Source organism: Mesorhizobium sp. WSM4847 (genome assembly GCF_055811335.1).
This window is the reverse complement of sequence record NZ_JBVVPY010000009.1, coordinates 180,532-195,416: the sequence shown is the minus strand read 5'-3', so window position 1 is coordinate 195,416 and position 14,885 is coordinate 180,532. Positions and strand designations below refer to the sequence as shown.

Genomic DNA, 14,885 nt, shown 5'->3' with positions numbered 1-14,885 from the left:
GGTTCTTGTTATTCGGCAGCCTTGGCACCGGCCAAGGCAGCTCCGTTCCGCCGGGCTTCTGCAAAAAGGTCGAATGCTTGGGAAAGATCGGCCAGCAGGTCGTCCAATGCCTCGAGGCCGATCGACAGGCGCCAGACGGGACCTGGCTTCAGCCAGTCGAGGCTTGCCCGGTTTTTTCGCGGATCGCTAACGGCGATCAAAGAATGCACGCCACCCCAGCTCGCGCCGAGCCTGAACAGGCGCATGCGACCGAGAACCTTTGATTGGAGCGAGGCCAGTTCCGGCCGCAGTACGAAGGAAAACATACCTGCCGAACCGGCAAAGTCGCGTTTCCAGGCGGCGTGGCCGGGATGGTCCGGTAGGCTCGGGTGAAGGAGCTGGGCGATTTCGGTCCGCACCGACAGCCACTCCAAGATGCTGCGGGCTGTGGCGTCGGCGTGTCGCATGCGCACCGGCATGGTCATCAAGCCGCGCTCGCATAGCGCGCAGTCCTCTGGCGAAACGCCATAGCCGAGAAATCGCGCCGTATCCTTGAGGCGCCGGAAAAGAGCCTCATCACGCACGGCGAGCGAACCCATCAGCAGATCGCCATGGCCGCCGGCATGTTTGGAAAGCGCCTGCATAGTGATGTCGACGTTGTGGTCGAGCGGCTTGAACAGCAGGTGCGAGGCCCAGGTATTGTCCGCCGCCACCAATGCGCCTGCCTTGTGAGCTACTGCCACGATGGCCGGCACGTCCTGCACCTCCAAGGTGGACGAGCCCGGCGATTCCACCCACACCAGCCGTGTCGTGTCGTCAAGCAGCGCAGCTATTCCAGCGTCGAGCCGGGAATCGTAGGAAACGGCGTGGATGCCGAGCGGCCCCAGAAAACGGGCCATCATGTCGCGCGCCGGACCGTACAGTGTTTCAGGCATAAGCACCCGGTCGCCGCCACGGCAGGTGGCCATGGTCGCCAGCACGATGGCGGCCATGCCGGACGGGACGACAAGCGCGCGCGTCGCGTGCTCCAGCATGGCGATATGATCTTCCAACTGACGGCTGGTCGGCGTGCCGTAGAGCCCGTAGCTGAAGCCGTCATACAGACGCTCGACGCGACGTTCGAAGGATTCCAGATGGTCGAAGACGACGGTCGACGCACGCTCGACAGGCATCGCGAGCGACTGGAACGGCTCTTGCGAACGCTTGGGAGGATGGACATGGGAGGTGTCGTCGCGCTGGGTCATAGGCAACCATAGCCATCTCGCCCATTGCTATCTATGACCGCAACGATAAAGTTCATCCGTTTTTGATATGGCTTATCCATGAACCTGCACGACGTCGATGTCTTCAACGCAATCATGATCACGCGCGGCGCTGGCGCTGCCGCAACGCTGCTCGACACCTCGCAGCCAGCGATCAGCCGCTCGCTCGCGAAGTTGGAGGCCGAACTCGGCTTCAAGTTGTTCGACCGCATCCGCGGCAGGCTGGTACCCACGCGCGAAGGCGAACTTTTCCATGCCGAAGTGAAGGCTAATCTGGTCGGTCTCGACCGGCTGAAGCTGCGAGCGGCCCAGATCAAGGAAGTGGGCACGGGGACGATCCGTGTCGCCAGCCTGTCGGCACTGGGGCACGGGCTGGTGCCGCGCGCCATCGTGGCCTTTTCGCGCAAGCATCCGCAGGTGCGCATCAGCTATCAGGTGCGCACCTCCAATGTGGTGCGCGATCTGGTGGCATCAGGCAGTTTCGACATCGGGCTCGCCGCTGACGAGGTGGACACGAGCGGTGTGCTCCACAGCGTCTTCAACACGCCGCGCGCGGTTTGCGTGATGCCAAAGAACCATCGACTGGCGGTGAAAGCGGTGATCACGCCGACCGATCTGGCCGACGAGGCGTTCCTGGCATTGTCGCCGGAGGACACGGTGCGGGTTGCGATGGACAAGGTCTTCGCCGCGCATGGCGTGCGCCCGCGCATCCTGATCGAGACCCCCTACGGCCTAACGATCGCCATTCTTGCTGCAAAAGGGATGGGAATCGGCCTGGTCAATCCGTCCGTTATCGCCGACCGCATGACCGCTGGCATTGTCGCAAGACCCTTCGAGCCGGCGGTTCATTTCCGAGCGCTGATCCTGCGACCGCCAGACGGCATCAACTCGGTTCTGACTACCGATTTCACGGCGGAGCTCTATGCCGCGCGCAATTTGCTGTCGCCCAAAGAGTAGGCAAGGAAGCACGGTCCATAGGCGAGGCGGGCAATACCTGTCCAGAATCAGATAAAACGGGTTCGGTGAGCCGCGATGCCGGGAAGACATGGTCGGTGGTTGGACCGCTGCCGGAAAAGCTGAACGACCTCGCCGCATCGGCAAAAGACACCGACACGATTTACGCCGCGACTGAAGGAGGCCTGTCGGTCAGCAGGGACGGGGGACAAACTTGGGAAACGATCGTCGATGGCGCGCCAGTCAGTCTCGTTGAGGTGACGGCCGACGGTTCCGTCTACGCATTCGTGGTGGGACGAGGACTTGTCCGTTCCGCGGAGGCTGCTCTGAACTTCGCACCCCTTTCCAGCGGCTTGAGTGACCGAATCCTGCTGCACTTCGCGGTCGATCCAACGGACAAGGATCGGATATTTGTCGCATCTCACCAAAGCGACATCCTAGCCAGCACCGACGGCGGCGCCAACTGGACCGAACTCGGTCGCTGAGGCGGTGACACAGTGGATCGTAGGGTGATTGGAAAGCTAGCGCTTACGCTTGCTCTCGCCGCCTTGGTGGCGGTCTGGTCTTGTTTTTGGCGGTAAGTCGGGCGGGATCCTCAAGCCCGACGATGCCCGTGTCATCGCGCGCGGCGAGGCCATTTACGTGGCGCATTGCGCCTCTTGCCATGGCAGGAACCTCGAAGGTCAACCCGAGTGGAAAGCGCAAGACAAGGATGGAATCCTTCCGGCGCCGCCGCACGACGAAAGCGGTCACACCTGGCCCCACCCGGACACGCTGCTTTTCAGGATAACGAAACTCGGCGTTGCTGAAGCCGCCAACCTCAAGGATTACAAAACGCGGATGCCAGCTTTCGGGGGAATCCTGACCGACGCCGAAATCATCGCGGCTTTGTCCTACATTAAGTCGCGCTGGCCGGACGACATGCTGCGGAAGCGGCGTCCGGCAACAGCAGGCCGGCGGCGGCCAAGAGCGCAGCCAGGAACACACGCGCTCGCGTGATGGACATCGCCGGGGATGCGGTCGCAACTCCAGCGGAAATAACATGGTCGCGTGTCGTGGCTTGTGAATGGTTCATCGGATGACCTCTGCGGAGCTTAGGGGAAGGAGCTTTGCTGGTGGCCGGAAGCTTCCGGCAGGACCAGCCGCTCAGCAGCGAGGGCGGCGGCTGGGTCGGGGAAGGCGCTGGAGAGCGACTTGCCCTTCGTTACCACGACATTGATCAAATCGTGGCGCGACAGCGCGGGAGTTCCGATCGCGGGACGGGTTTCGGTCAAGCCGGCAAGGATCGCAGTCCGGTCGGAGGGCTGGTCTCAGGCACCGGCGCCGGGGCAAGCTGCCTGGCCATGTCGATGAGCGGCAGCCTGATGACCGCGCGAAGGCCGTTGCTCCGGTTTTCCAGCACGATGTCGCCGCCGTGGTGGCGGGCGATGGCGCGGGCAATTGACAGGCCGAGCCCGACGCCGCCAGTCTCCCGGTTGCGCGACTGCTCCAGGCGGAAGAAGGGCGCGAACACCTGTTCCATGTCGGCTTGCGGAATGCCGGGCCCGGCGTCCTCGACCACGATGTCCAGGCTGTCGGTGCGCCTGTCCAGGCTCACCTTGGCCTGCTCGCCATAGCGGACGGCATTTTCGACGAGGTTGCGGATCGCCCGGCGCAGCGAGTCCGGCCGGCAGCGGTACAGCACCTTGGGCCCGTCGCTGACGGTGACGTTTTGGCCCAGCTCCTCGAGGTCGTCGCAGAGGCTGCCGACCAGCGCCGAAAGATCGACAGTTCGCGTCTCCTCCACCGCGGCGTCCTCGCGCGCGAAGGCGAGCGCCGCTTCCGTCATCGTCTGGATTTCCTCGATGGTCTTCAGCATCTTTTCCTGAAGATCGTGATCCTGGACGAACTCGGCGCGCAGCCGGAGCGAGGTCAGCGGCGTGCGCAGGTCGTGGCTGATCGCCGCCAGCATGCGCGTGCGGTCCTCGACGAAGCGCTGCAGGCGCTCCTGCATGCGGTTGAACGCCTCGGCGGTCTGGCGGATGTCGTCCGGCCCTGATTCCGGCAGCCGTGGCACGGCCTCGCCGCGGCCGAACAGTTCCGCGGCATTGGCGAGCCGTCGCAGCGGACGCGCGATTGCCTGCGCCCCGAAAATCGCTATGGCGGACAGGATGAGCGCGGTGAGCGCCAGCGATATCGCCGATTGCGCGGTCCAGAAGGCGCTCGGCATCACCTTGGCGTAGGCGGCATTCAGCCAGGTGCTGTCGTCAAGGCGGACGGAAAGCCCCATGCCGTTTGGGGCGCCGTCCAGATAAAGAAACTTGGCAGGTCGCGTGAACGGGCTGCCACTGCCGGACAGGTCCAGCATGCGCGGCGGCACCGAAGGATCGGCGGCAGCGACCGCGTTCGAGGCCTGCCCGTTCATATAGGCTGCATATTTGGCGGCAATGCCGGGCAGCGGCTTGGCGAGTTGCGTCAGCGCCTCCTGTTGCCAGGCGAGGGGATTGCTCGGCCCGTACTGCGAGGTCCAGAAGCGGGTATAGGCCGTGCCGCTGACGGTGAGGATGTCGGGTCGAAGCGAGGGCGGCGTCGTGTCCAGCAAAATGGCAAGCGAGGACGTGCGGCTGACGAACTCGCCCTTGGCCGCTGCGTGCAGGGCTTGTCCGCGCTCGTCCCATGAGATCAGGAAGGTGATCGCCTGCGACAGGGCGAGCGCAAGCAGCACCAGCATGAGGAAGCGGGCCGCCAAGCTGCGTCTCCATAACAGCATCATGCCTGGGCCACCTCGGCGGTGAAGCAGTAGCCGCCGCCCCAGTGCGTCTTGATCAGCATCGGATTCTTCGGGTCCGCCTCGATCTTCTTGCGCAGCCGGCTCACCTGGTTGTCGACGGCCCGGTCGAAACCGTCGGCCGAGCGCCCGACGGTGAGGTCAAGCAACTGATCCCGGCTGAGCACGATCCCGACATGCTCGATAAAAGCGGTGAGAAGGCGGAATTCGGCCGTGCTGAGCGCGACCGCCACGCCGTCGAGCCCGACCAGTTCACGGCGGCCGACATTCAGGGTCCAGCGGTCGAAGCGCAGCGCGTTCGACTTGAGCCGACCACGCTGCGGCGGCAGGCTGTGAACGCGCCTGAGCACCGCCTTGATCCGCGCCAGCAATTCCCGCGGATTGAACGGCTTCGTCAGGTAGTCGTCTGCCCCGATCTCGAGGCCAACGATCCGGTCGACCTCCTCGGCCATGGCGGTAAGGAAGATGATCGGAACGTCGACCGTTCCGCGCACGTGCCGGCAGGCGGCAATGCCGTCCTCGCCAGGCATCATGACGTCGAGGACGATAAGATCGGGCAGGCTGCGGTCGAGCAGCCGCTTGAGCGCGGCCGTGCTGTCGGCGACGCTGACGCGATAACCCTGCTGCGTGAGGTATTTCCCCACGAGATCGCGGATGTCCCTGTGGTCGTCGACGACCGCGATGTGCTGCGCCACTTCCATGCAATGCTCCCAAGGTCGCCGCTGAATAGTCGGTCAGTATCGACGATATCTAGTTTGCGTCTACACGGATGATCACCTTCCGCGCCATGGCGGCAATCTCGCCCGACATCAACAAAGCGTGAGAAGTGTAACGAAATGTATCAGAGCACTGCGCCCGCGACAACTTGCGATGAACTGCCGGTGTTCGGGACAAGGTTCTGCGACAGCTCCCGCCTAACTTGGCCCCGTCGCTAGCCGGGACGTCCGGTCTTTGTCGCCAGGGGCGGCATCCAGACTCGATCCTCGCCAGCCTTTGATCGAAAGGATTGCACAATGGCCAGATTGATCATCAACGGGACGCCACGTGACATCGAGGTCGATCCGGACACGCCGCTGCTGTGGGTGATCCGCGAGCAGATCGGGCTTACCGGAACGAAGTACGGTTGCGGCGTTGCCGCCTGCGGCGCCTGCACCATCCATATAGACGGCGTCGCCACGCGCTCCTGCGTGCTTCCGGTGAGCGCGGTCGAGCCCGACCAGCAAATCACCACCATCGAGGGGCTTTCGCCGGACAGCTCGCATCCGGTCCAGCAGGCCTGGCTGGCGCTCGACGTGCCGCAATGCGGCTACTGCCAGGCCGGCATGATCATGGCTGCGGCGGGTCTGCTCATGCAGAACCCGAACCCCGCGGACGAGGACATCAACGCCGAGATCACCAACATCTGCCGATGCGGCACCTACAACCGGGTGCGCGCCGCGATCAAGCTGGCCGCCAAGGCCGGCGAAGCCACGCAACGCGGTTGAGGAGAGCAGTCATGAACGCCACAATTTCCCTCTCCCGCCGCAGCTTCATCATTGGCGTGGCCGCCACAGCCGGCGGCTTGTCCCTCGGATTCAACGTGCCGTTCATCAAGCCGGCACTGGCCGATGGCAGCGAGGCGGCGCCGGAGATCAATGCCTGGGTGGTGATCAGGCCCGACGATACGGTGGTCATCCGCATTGCCCGCTCCGAGATGGGGCAGGGGACACTGACCGGCCTTGCGCAACTCGTCGCCGAGGAGCTGAACTGCGACTGGTCCAAGGTCACGACGGAATACCCGTCGCCGGCCCAGAACCTGGCGCGCGACCGCGTGTGGGGCAATTTCTCGACCGGCGGCAGCCGCGGCATCCGCGAGTCGCACGAGTATGTGCGCATTGGCGGCGCCGTTGCGCGCGAGATGCTGATCGCCGCCGCGGCCGCCGAATGGGGCGTCCCGGCCAGCGAATGCACCGCAAGGATGGGCATGGTCACGCATGCAGCGTCGGATCGCGCCACCTTTTATGGACAGCTGGCTGCCGCCGCCGCGCGAATGACGCCGCCCGCCAATGTCACGCTCAAGGACCCGAAGGATTGGACCATAGCCGGCAAGCCGCTGCCGCGGCTCGACACGGCCGACAAGCTTAACGGGAGCCAGGTCTACGGCGCCGATCTCAAGCTGCCGAACATGCTCAACGCGGCGATCCGGGCCTGCCCGTATTTCGGCGGCAAGGTGGAGAGTTTCGACGCGGCGGCGGTGGCGGGCATGCCGGGCGTGCGCACTGTCGTTCAGGTCGACGAGACCGCCGTTGCGGTTGTCGCCGACACCTGGTGGCGGGCGAAGACCGCTCTCGATGCCTTGCCGATCGTCTGGGACGAAGGTCCCAACAGGCAGGTCACCAGCGCCTCGATCGCGGCGATGCTCGAAGAGGGACTCGCCGCAAATGACGCCTTCATCGGCGCCAGGCAAGGTGACGCCGATGCTGCCCTGTCCGCCGCCGGCCGGACGGTCACGGCGACCTACGCCTTCCCCTACCAGAACCACGCGACCATGGAGCCGATGAACGCGACGGCGCTCTACACGCCGGAGCGCTGCGAGGTGTGGGTGCCGACCCAGAATGGCGAGGCCAGCCTTGCGGCAGCGGCCGAGGCCGCCGGCCTGCCGGTGCAGCTATGCGAGGTGCACAAGATCCATCTCGGCGGCGGCTTCGGCCGACGCGGCAACTTCCAGGACTATGTGCGCCAGGCGGTCAGCATTGCCAAGCAGGTGCCGGGAACGCCGGTAAAGCTCATGTGGTCGCGCGAAGAGGATATGCTGCACGGCGCCTATCACCCGACCACCCGATGCCGGCTGACGGGCGCGCTCGACGCGGACGGCAATTTGACCGCTCTGCACATGCGCATATCCGGCCAGTCGATCCTTGCCGCGGTGCGGCCGCAGGGCATGCAGAACGGCATGGACCCGGTGGTCTTCCAGGGCCTCGTCCTCAGCGGCACCGAAGGCACGCTGGGCTATACGGTGGACAATCTGCTTGTCGACCATGCCATGCGCAACCCGCCGATCCCGCCAGGTTTTTGGCGCGGCGTCAACCTCAACCAGAACGCGCTCTACGTCGAGTGTTTCATGGACGAGCTCGCCCATGCGGCCGGCGTCGACCCGCTCGCCTTCCGCCGCAAGCTGATGGCCAAACATCCAAAACATCTCGCGGTGCTGGAGGCGGTTGCCGAACGGATCGGCTGGGACACCCCGCCCGCGGCCGGCATTCACCGCGGCCTGGCGCAGATCATGGGTTTCGGCAGTTATGTGGCGGCGGCAGCGGAGGTTTCGGTGACTGATGGGCAGCTCAGGATCCATCGCATCGTGGCGGCCACCGACCCGGGTCATGTCGTCAACCCCGCCCAAGTCGAGCGGCAGGTCGAGGGCTCCTTCGTCTATGGCCTTTCCGCCTGCATCTACGGCGAATGCACGGTCAATGGCGGCCGCATGGAGCAGGAAAACTTCGACAGCTACGAGGTCCTGCGCATGGCCGAAATGCCTGATGTAGAGACGATCATCCTGCCGTCCGGTGGCTTCTGGGGCGGCGTCGGCGAGCCGACCATCGCGGTCGCCGCGCCGGCCGTCCTCAATGCGATCTTCGCAGCCACCGGAAAACGCATCCGCACGCTGCCGCTGAAGAACCATGACCTCGCCTGATATGAGGCGCGCGAAGAACAGGCCTGGCGGACGGGCGCTCGCGCCTGTCCTGCTTGCGGCGCTTGCGGCCAGCGCGCCGGCATGGGCCGACGCGGCGCCTGGTGCTACGGCATGCACCGGCTGTCACGGGCCGGCGGCACTCGGCTCAGCCATCCCTTCGCTCGACGGCCACGCGGCAGACGACATCGTCGCCCAGATGCAAGCCTTCCGTTCCGGTGAGCGCAAGGCAACGGTCATGGACCGCATCGCCAGGGGATTTACCGAGGCGGAGACGCGCGCCATCGCCGAATGGCTCGCCAAGCCGGAGGCCGTACGCCATGCCCAGCCGTAGAGCCCTGATCGGCGGCGTGGCGGCTAGCGTCGCCGCGGCCGTCCTTGCCGCGCCGCAGCTGCGCGCACAGACGCAGCCCGGCGTGGTCATTGTCGGCGGCGGCTTTGCCGGAGCAAGCTGCGCCCGCGCGCTGAAACGGCTGGATCGCGATTTTGCGGTGACGCTGATCGAGCCAGAGCCCGCCTATCTGGCCTGCCCGTTCAGCAATGCCGTGATTGCCGGGCTGCGTGGCATCGAGGCGCAGACTTTCAGCTATGACCGGTTCGGCGACATCGCGCTGATCCGCAAGCGGGCTGTCGCCGTCGATGCCGAGCGCCGGCGCGTCCGGCTGGAGGATGGCACGGACATCGACTACGACAGGCTGGTGCTGGCGCCCGGCGTCGACCTGCGCTTCGACGCCTTGCCGGGCTACGACGAGGCGGCGGCGGCGATCATGCCGCATGCCTGGAAGGCTGGCGCGCAGACGCTGCTGCTGCGCGACCAGCTCGCGGCGATGCCGGACGGTGGGGTCGTCATCCTCGCCGCGCCAGCCAATCCGTTTCGCTGCCCGCCCGGTCCCTACGAGCGGGCAAGCCTGATCGCGCATTATCTCAAGACCAGCAAACCACGTTCCAAGCTGATCATCCTCGATGCCAAGGACGCCTTTTCGAAGCAGCGGCTGTTCGAAGCGGCCTGGCAAGAACTCTATCCCGGCTTGATCGAATGGGTGCCGCTGTCGTCGGGCGGCAGGGTGACGGAAGTCGACCCGGCGACGAAGACGCTGTTGACCGAGTTCGGCGATCACAAGGCGGATGTCGCCAATGTGATCCCGCCGCAGCGTGCGGGCGCGATTGCGCAGTCGGCCGGCGTTGCCGACCAGACGGGCTGGTGCCCGATCGACCCGGTCACCTTCGAGTCCCGCCTGCAGCCGGCGATCCACGTCATCGGCGATGCGGCGATCGGCGGGGCGATGCCGAAATCCGCCTTCAGCGCCAACGCCCAGGCAAAAGCTTGCGCCGCCGCGGTCGCCGCCCTGGTCAGGGAGCGGCAGCCGGCGCAGCCGAAGCTCATCAACACCTGCTACAGCCTGGTCGCGCCCGGTTACGGCATTTCGATCGCCGGCGTCTACCAGCCGCGTGACGGCCTGCTTGCCGAAGTGGAGGGAGCGGGCGGCACCAGCCCGCTCGAAGCGCCGCTTTCCGTGCGCGAACTGGAAGCGGTCTATGCGCAGGATTGGTTCCGGACGATCACCAGTGAAGTGTTCGGATGATGAGGGTGGCTTTTCTGGCTCTGATGGGATTGCAGCTTGCGGCCTCGCCCGGTGCCGGCGAGGAGACGGGGTCTTATGTCGTGACCGGCGATGCGATCATGCAACCTCTGATTGTCGACAAGGGTGATCCGACGCGCGGCGCCGCGCTGATCGCGGACCGGCAGCGCAGCCTCTGCACGCTCTGCCACAGCGGGCCGTTTCCCGACGCGCATCTGCACGGCACGCTGGCGCCCGACCTAACCGGCGTCGGGGCAAGACTTTCGGAAGGCCAGATCCGGCTGCGCGTCGTCGACATGAAGCGGCTGGTGCCGAACACGATCATGCCTTCCTACTATCGGGTCGCGGATGAGCAGGGCCGGCGCGTCGCCACCGTCGGGCGCAGCAAGCCGATCCTGGGCGGCGCCGATATCGAGGATATCGTCGCCTATCTCACGACGCTGAAGGGGTGATCATGCACCAAGACCCGCTTCGAGTTTACGCAGGCCCGGGAGTTTACGCAGGCATGGTCGGACGGCGGCAGTTTCTTCGGGCCGGCATGACCGGCCTGCTGGCGATCAGCCTGCCGCGCTGGGCCGTTGCCCGTCCGAGCCTCGAGGAAGCGATCCGGACCTTCACCGGGGGAGCCAACGTTCTCGACGGCCGCGTCCGGCTCGACCTGCCGCCTCTGGTCGAGAACGGCAACGCGGTCGGGATCGCCGTCGTCGCCGAGAGCCCGATGACTGAAGACGACCATGTCCGGCGCATCGCGGTCTTCAACGAGAAAAACCCGCAGGCGAATGTCGCGGTTTTCCACCTCGGGCCGCGCTCCGGCCACGCCATGGTCTCGACGCGGATCCGGCTCGCCACCTCGCAGGTCGTCGTCGCCGTCGCCGAGATGAGCGACGGCAGCTTCTGGTCGAGCCGGGCGAGCGCCATCGTCACGCTGGCTGCCTGTATCGAGGACCTTTCATAATGGCGCGCGCGCTCGTCAATGTGCCGAAAGTGGCCAGGCAGGGCGCAGTCGTCGAGGTCAAGGCGATGATCGCCCACCCCATGGAAACCGGCTATCGAATCGGCCCGAACGGCTCCAACATCCCCCGCGACATCATCCGCCGTTTCACCTGCACCTACAATGGCGAGGAGGTGTTTTCGGCCGATCTCTTTCCAGCGGTATCGGCCAATCCGTTCATTGCCTTCACGCTCGTTGCCACGACGAGCGGCACGATCGACTTCACCTGGACCGACGATGCCGGGAAGACCCAAACGGCGTCGGCGACGATCACGGTGAGCTGATGCGCGCCCTCGGGGGCCTGGTGGGGATTATCGCGGCGGTCGTCTGCGGCATTGCCATCGCCGCCGGCATGGAAGACGTCGAGAAGCGCTCCGGCTTCGACTTCATGACGCCGCAGACGCAGGCGCTGCAGGCCGACGACATGAGCAATCCCGGCATGCTGTGGGTGCTGCAGGGCGAACAGCTCTGGCAACAGGCGCAGGGCAGGGCGGATGTCGCCTGCTCCGGCTGCCATGACGATGCCCGCCAGACGATGCGCGGCGTTGCCGCGCGCTACCCGGCCTTTGACGCGGCGACCGGCCGGCCGATCGACCTTGCCGGGCGCATCAACTCCTGTCGAGCGGAGCGGCAGCAGGCCGAGCCGCTGGCGCCGGAGTCCGACGCTTTGCTCGCCCTGACGGCCTATGTGACGCATCAGTCGCGTGGCATGCCAATCACACCGGCGACCGACGCCCGGCTCGCGCCGTTTCGCGACAACGGCCGGCGTCTGTTCCAGAGCCGCATCGGACAGCTCGAGCTTTCCTGCGCCTCCTGCCATGACGACAATTGGGGCAAACGGCTTGGCGGCAGTGTCATCCCGCAGGCGCATCCGACCGGCTATCCGCTCTACCGCCTGGAATGGCAGACGGTCGGTTCGCTGCAGCGGCGCCTGCGCAACTGCATGATCGGGGTCAGAGCCGAGCCCTTCGAATTCGGCGCAGCCGAACTCGTCGACCTGGAGCTCCATCTGACGGAGCGGGCCCGCGGCCTTCTGGTCGAGACGCCGGCCGTGCGGCCGTGATGCCGGGCTGTGGCCGTCGTTTCCTGCCTAGAACAAAGCGGCTATCACCGCGATCAGGGCGACTGCAAGCGCGACAAGGCTTGGAACCATCACCGCAACGCCGGACACAGTCGCCAGCCCCGCTATCCAGTCAAATTTTCTGTCGGCAGTTTCGCCCATTGTCGCTTCCCTTAGAGATCAACGCCTGTTCGGTGATGGCTGTTCCATATCCGGCAGCGGGGTGTCGGCCGCCTCGTTGAGAAGCACCCGCTCCGCTGCTCCGTCCAGGTCCTCGAGCTGGCCGCTTTTCATCGACCAGAGGAAGGCGAGAAGCCCAACCAGGCCCATGCCGAGTGCTACGGGGACCAGCCAGGCGAGCAGGCTCATGCAGCCTCCGCGAGATGAGTGGACGTCACGCCACCTTGTATTCCTTGCGGATCTCGGCTCGGACCCGAAAGACGAAGCGCATTGGCAACCACCAGGATGGATGATGTGGACATCGCCACCGCCGCGACCAGCGGCGTAACGTGGCCTGTAACCGCGAGCGGGAGGGCCAGCGCATTGTAAAGGATGGAGAGCCCAATGTTCTGGGTGACGAGTTGCCTGGCCTTGCGGGCAATGGTGATCGCTTTCGGAACGCTGTCCAGGCTGGAGCCCAGGAACACGAGATCGGCCGCGTTGCGCCCGACGTCCGCGGCCGAGGAGGGCGCCATCGACACGTGAGCCGTTCCCAATGCGGGCGCGTCGTTGAGGCCGTCACCGACCATCAGCACCTTGCGGCCCTGCGCGCGCAGGACTTCCAACCGCGCGACTTTGTCGCGAGGAAGCATCCCGGCAGTGGCTGCTGCTACGCCGAGCATGCCTGCCACCTTCCTTACCTCCGTTTCCACGTCTCCGGACAGGATCTCGACGCCGAGGCCGAGACTGCGCAGGCGCTTTGTAGCGGCGGCGGCTCCGAGACGGAGGCTGTCGGAAATCCGGAACGCGCCGAGGACGCGGCCGTCAGCCGACAACCAGGCTTCGGCCGAGGCGGAACCGGCAGTGGAGCGGGCGTCGACCCAAGATTGGCGGCCGAGCCTGTAAACGCGGCCGCCGACCGTGCCTTCGATGCCGTTTCCGGGCTCCTCCCGAATCTGCTCGACGGCAGCCTGCCCGGCCGGATGCAGCGCCGCCACCGCTCGCGAGGCAGGATGCCGAGAGAACCGGGCAAGCGCGGAGGCCGCTTCGATCTCGTCGTCCGGCACCGTGAAAGACGCCACTTTTGTCAGGCCTGAGGTGAGCGTACCCGTCTTGTCCAGTGCGACGTGATCGACTTCGGCCAGCCGTTCCAAAGCGGCGCCGTCCTTGAGGGTCACACCGAGAGCGAAGAGACGCCGCGCAGCGACGGCCTGGACCATCGGCACGGCCAGGCCCAACGCGCATGGGCAGGTGATGATGAGGACGGCGATCGCCACCGTCAGTGATCGGTGCAGGTCTCCGGTGGTGATCATCCACCCTGCAAAGGTGGCGAAGGCAAGCAGATGGACCACCGGCGAATAAAGCGAGGCGGCCCGGTCGGCGATGCGCCGATAACGGGCGCGGCCGCCTTCGGCAGCCTCCATCAACCGCATCATGTCAGCAAGGAAGGACTCTTTCTGAGGTCGGTCGACACGCAACGTCAGCGGCCCGTCGAGGTTGAGCGATCCCGACAGCACGCTGGCCCCCGGTCGGACCGACTCCGGGGCGGACTCGCCCGTCACAACCGACAGGTCGAGCGAGGCGTTTCCGGAAATTACGGTGCCATCGGCCGGCACGCGCTCTCCCGCGAGAACAAGGACAGTCTCGCCGCTGCGGATAGCGGATACGTCGCGATATTCGCGTTCGCCATCAGGCGTGAGCACCGTGGCGCCTCGCGGCATCATCCGCGCGAGCGACCTGACCGCTTCGCGAGCGCGTCCGCGCATCGCCTGGTCCACAGCGCGTCCAGCCAGCAGGAAGAACAGCAAGGATGTCACCGCATCGAAGTAAGCATGGGCTCCGCCCGTCACCGTATCGTATGCGCTGAGGCCGAATGCGAGCAGCACGCCGACGCTGATCGGCACGTCCATGTTCGTCCGGCCGCCGCGCAGGGCGCTCCACGCGGAAGCGAAGAAAATCCGGCCCGAATAGGCCAGCGTCGGCAACGCGAGGGCCGTGGAGATCAGGTGGAATGCGTGCCTCGTGCCGGCGTCCGCTCCCGACCAGACCGAGACGGAAAGAAGCATGATATTCATGGCGGCGAAGCCGGCAACGGCCGTGGCGCGCAGCAAGCGGCCCATCTCCGGATCGCCGTCTCCGTTCTCAGGCTCGGCGAGTGTTGCTTCGTAACCGGCTTTTCGAAGCGTTTCGATCATCGGCGGCACGGCGCCGTCCCGCCGCCACTTCACTACGACACGTTTTGCGGTCAGGTTCACCCGCGCGGAAACGATGCCCTCGACTTGGCTGAGCAAGCCTTCGATCGCGCCGATGCAGCCTGCGCAATGCACCTGAGGGACGGAAAAGTCCGTCTGAATCGTACCATCGCCGAGATCTCGGCTCGCAAAGACCACCTCTTGCGGGACGATCTCGCGCCGCCCGGGCCCAATCATCAGGGCCGCCTCGGATCCCGGCGCGCAGCAACTCATC

General features: G+C 65.7%; 18 protein-coding genes. 11 read left to right on the top strand and 7 right to left on the bottom strand.

Annotation, left to right across the window (positions count from 1 at the left end; translation table 11 throughout):
• Window positions 1-8: 8 nt before the first annotated feature.
• The gene (locus AC0L28_RS15705) at window positions 9-1,223 is read right to left on the bottom strand and encodes a trans-sulfuration enzyme family protein (protein ID WP_473478523.1); all 1,215 of its coding nucleotides are present in this window, start codon (window positions 1,221-1,223) and stop codon (window positions 9-11) included.
• Between the two features lie 78 nt (window positions 1,224-1,301).
• Between AC0L28_RS15705 and AC0L28_RS15700 the strand changes: the two genes are divergently transcribed.
• The 3 genes from AC0L28_RS15700 to AC0L28_RS15690 all read left to right on the top strand — a co-directional run bounded on the left by AC0L28_RS15700 (window position 1,302) and on the right by AC0L28_RS15690 (window position 3,194).
• Window positions 1,302-2,198, top strand: a complete 897-nt coding sequence (locus AC0L28_RS15700) for a LysR substrate-binding domain-containing protein (RefSeq protein ID WP_473478521.1) — start codon at window positions 1,302-1,304, stop codon at window positions 2,196-2,198.
• Between the two features lie 65 nt (window positions 2,199-2,263).
• A complete protein-coding gene (locus tag AC0L28_RS15695) occupies window positions 2,264-2,680 on the top strand; it encodes a WD40/YVTN/BNR-like repeat-containing protein (protein WP_473478520.1) in 417 nt (138 codons plus the stop codon).
• Window positions 2,681-2,729: 49 nt separating this feature from the next.
• On the top strand, window positions 2,730-3,194 hold the full coding sequence (locus tag AC0L28_RS15690) for a c-type cytochrome (RefSeq protein WP_419693334.1): 465 nt from the start codon (window positions 2,730-2,732) through the stop codon (window positions 3,192-3,194).
• Between the two features lie 95 nt (window positions 3,195-3,289).
• Here AC0L28_RS15690 and AC0L28_RS15685 read toward each other — a convergent pair whose 3' ends face one another.
• From AC0L28_RS15685 to AC0L28_RS15675, 3 genes are read right to left on the bottom strand one after another with little or no spacing between them, the layout of a single operon-like run.
• Window positions 3,290-3,469, bottom strand: coding sequence for a hypothetical protein (locus AC0L28_RS15685; RefSeq protein WP_473478517.1), 180 nt, complete (start codon window positions 3,467-3,469; stop codon window positions 3,290-3,292).
• Window positions 3,466-4,947, bottom strand: a complete 1,482-nt coding sequence (locus AC0L28_RS15680; RefSeq protein WP_128168215.1) for an ATP-binding protein — start codon at window positions 4,945-4,947, stop codon at window positions 3,466-3,468. The genes AC0L28_RS15685 and AC0L28_RS15680 overlap by 4 nt, the downstream gene beginning before the upstream one ends.
• Entirely contained in the window at window positions 4,944-5,663 is a 720-nt protein-coding gene (locus tag AC0L28_RS15675; protein ID WP_023798507.1) for a response regulator, read from the bottom strand. The genes AC0L28_RS15680 and AC0L28_RS15675 overlap by 4 nt, the downstream gene beginning before the upstream one ends.
• 312 nt (window positions 5,664-5,975) lie before the next feature.
• Between AC0L28_RS15675 and AC0L28_RS15670 the strand changes: the two genes are divergently transcribed.
• Genes AC0L28_RS15670 through soxA form a run of 8 tightly spaced genes read left to right on the top strand, consistent with a single transcriptional unit; the run spans window position 5,976 to window position 12,263 of the window.
• The gene (locus AC0L28_RS15670; protein ID WP_023798506.1) at window positions 5,976-6,446 is read left to right on the top strand and encodes a (2Fe-2S)-binding protein; all 471 of its coding nucleotides are present in this window, start codon (window positions 5,976-5,978) and stop codon (window positions 6,444-6,446) included.
• A gap of 11 nt (window positions 6,447-6,457) precedes the next feature.
• The gene (locus tag AC0L28_RS15665; protein WP_473478513.1) at window positions 6,458-8,632 is read left to right on the top strand and encodes a xanthine dehydrogenase family protein molybdopterin-binding subunit; all 2,175 of its coding nucleotides are present in this window, start codon (window positions 6,458-6,460) and stop codon (window positions 8,630-8,632) included.
• Complete coding sequence (locus AC0L28_RS15660) at window positions 8,619-8,963, top strand: c-type cytochrome (RefSeq protein WP_473478511.1); 345 nt, start codon at window positions 8,619-8,621, stop codon at window positions 8,961-8,963. Before AC0L28_RS15665 ends, AC0L28_RS15660 begins: the two co-directional genes overlap by 14 nt.
• Window positions 8,950-10,212, top strand: coding sequence for an FCSD flavin-binding domain-containing protein (locus tag AC0L28_RS15655; protein WP_473478509.1), 1,263 nt, complete (start codon window positions 8,950-8,952; stop codon window positions 10,210-10,212). The genes AC0L28_RS15660 and AC0L28_RS15655 overlap by 14 nt, the downstream gene beginning before the upstream one ends.
• Entirely contained in the window at window positions 10,212-10,661 is a 450-nt protein-coding gene (gene soxX, locus AC0L28_RS15650) for a sulfur oxidation c-type cytochrome SoxX (RefSeq protein ID WP_128168266.1), read from the top strand. Before AC0L28_RS15655 ends, soxX begins: the two co-directional genes overlap by 1 nt.
• Before the next feature lie 53 nt (window positions 10,662-10,714).
• Window positions 10,715-11,164: a SoxY-related AACIE arm protein gene (locus AC0L28_RS15645; RefSeq protein WP_128172458.1), complete on the top strand. Its 450-nt coding sequence runs from the start codon at window positions 10,715-10,717 to the stop codon at window positions 11,162-11,164.
• A complete protein-coding gene (gene soxZ, locus AC0L28_RS15640) occupies window positions 11,164-11,484 on the top strand; it encodes a thiosulfate oxidation carrier complex protein SoxZ (RefSeq protein ID WP_128172459.1) in 321 nt (106 codons plus the stop codon). Before AC0L28_RS15645 ends, soxZ begins: the two co-directional genes overlap by 1 nt.
• The gene (gene soxA / locus AC0L28_RS15635) at window positions 11,484-12,263 is read left to right on the top strand and encodes a sulfur oxidation c-type cytochrome SoxA (protein WP_473478505.1); all 780 of its coding nucleotides are present in this window, start codon (window positions 11,484-11,486) and stop codon (window positions 12,261-12,263) included. The genes soxZ and soxA overlap by 1 nt, the downstream gene beginning before the upstream one ends.
• A 27-nt stretch (window positions 12,264-12,290) precedes the next feature.
• On the opposite strand, the gene AC0L28_RS15630 is transcribed toward soxA, so the two are convergent.
• From AC0L28_RS15630 to AC0L28_RS15620, 3 genes are read right to left on the bottom strand one after another with little or no spacing between them, the layout of a single operon-like run.
• Window positions 12,291-12,422, bottom strand: a complete 132-nt coding sequence (locus tag AC0L28_RS15630; protein ID WP_023798499.1) for a hypothetical protein — start codon at window positions 12,420-12,422, stop codon at window positions 12,291-12,293.
• A gap of 18 nt (window positions 12,423-12,440) precedes the next feature.
• Complete coding sequence (gene ccoS / locus AC0L28_RS15625; protein ID WP_023798498.1) at window positions 12,441-12,629, bottom strand: cbb3-type cytochrome oxidase assembly protein CcoS; 189 nt, start codon at window positions 12,627-12,629, stop codon at window positions 12,441-12,443.
• On the bottom strand, window positions 12,626-14,884 hold the full coding sequence (locus AC0L28_RS15620; RefSeq protein ID WP_287363489.1) for a heavy metal translocating P-type ATPase: 2,259 nt from the start codon (window positions 14,882-14,884) through the stop codon (window positions 12,626-12,628). Before AC0L28_RS15620 ends, ccoS begins: the two co-directional genes overlap by 4 nt.
• Window position 14,885 lies beyond the last annotated feature (1 nt).

Excerpts from the sequence above, each read along its gene's own strand:
- AC0L28_RS15705 (WP_473478523.1), bottom strand. The coding sequence starts at position 1,223 with ATGACCCAGCGCGACGACACCTCCCATGTCCATCCTCCCAAGCGTTCG.
- AC0L28_RS15700 (WP_473478521.1), top strand. The coding sequence starts at position 1,302 with ATGAACCTGCACGACGTCGATGTCTTCAACGCAATCATGATCACGCGC.
- AC0L28_RS15680 (WP_128168215.1), bottom strand. The coding sequence starts at position 4,947 with ATGATGCTGTTATGGAGACGCAGCTTGGCGGCCCGCTTCCTCATGCTG.
- AC0L28_RS15675 (WP_023798507.1), bottom strand. The coding sequence starts at position 5,663 with ATGGAAGTGGCGCAGCACATCGCGGTCGTCGACGACCACAGGGACATC.
- AC0L28_RS15670 (WP_023798506.1), top strand. The coding sequence starts at position 5,976 with ATGGCCAGATTGATCATCAACGGGACGCCACGTGACATCGAGGTCGAT.
- AC0L28_RS15665 (WP_473478513.1), top strand. The coding sequence starts at position 6,458 with ATGAACGCCACAATTTCCCTCTCCCGCCGCAGCTTCATCATTGGCGTG.
- AC0L28_RS15660 (WP_473478511.1), top strand. The coding sequence starts at position 8,619 with ATGACCTCGCCTGATATGAGGCGCGCGAAGAACAGGCCTGGCGGACGG.
- AC0L28_RS15655 (WP_473478509.1), top strand. The coding sequence starts at position 8,950 with ATGCCCAGCCGTAGAGCCCTGATCGGCGGCGTGGCGGCTAGCGTCGCC.
- soxX (WP_128168266.1), top strand. The coding sequence starts at position 10,212 with ATGAGGGTGGCTTTTCTGGCTCTGATGGGATTGCAGCTTGCGGCCTCG.
- AC0L28_RS15645 (WP_128172458.1), top strand. The coding sequence starts at position 10,715 with ATGGTCGGACGGCGGCAGTTTCTTCGGGCCGGCATGACCGGCCTGCTG.
- soxZ (WP_128172459.1), top strand. The coding sequence starts at position 11,164 with ATGGCGCGCGCGCTCGTCAATGTGCCGAAAGTGGCCAGGCAGGGCGCA.
- soxA (WP_473478505.1), top strand. The coding sequence starts at position 11,484 with ATGCGCGCCCTCGGGGGCCTGGTGGGGATTATCGCGGCGGTCGTCTGC.
- AC0L28_RS15630 (WP_023798499.1), bottom strand. The coding sequence starts at position 12,422 with ATGGGCGAAACTGCCGACAGAAAATTTGACTGGATAGCGGGGCTGGCG.
- ccoS (WP_023798498.1), bottom strand. The coding sequence starts at position 12,629 with ATGAGCCTGCTCGCCTGGCTGGTCCCCGTAGCACTCGGCATGGGCCTG.
- AC0L28_RS15620 (WP_287363489.1), bottom strand. The coding sequence starts at position 14,884 with ATGAGTTGCTGCGCGCCGGGATCCGAGGCGGCCCTGATGATTGGGCCC.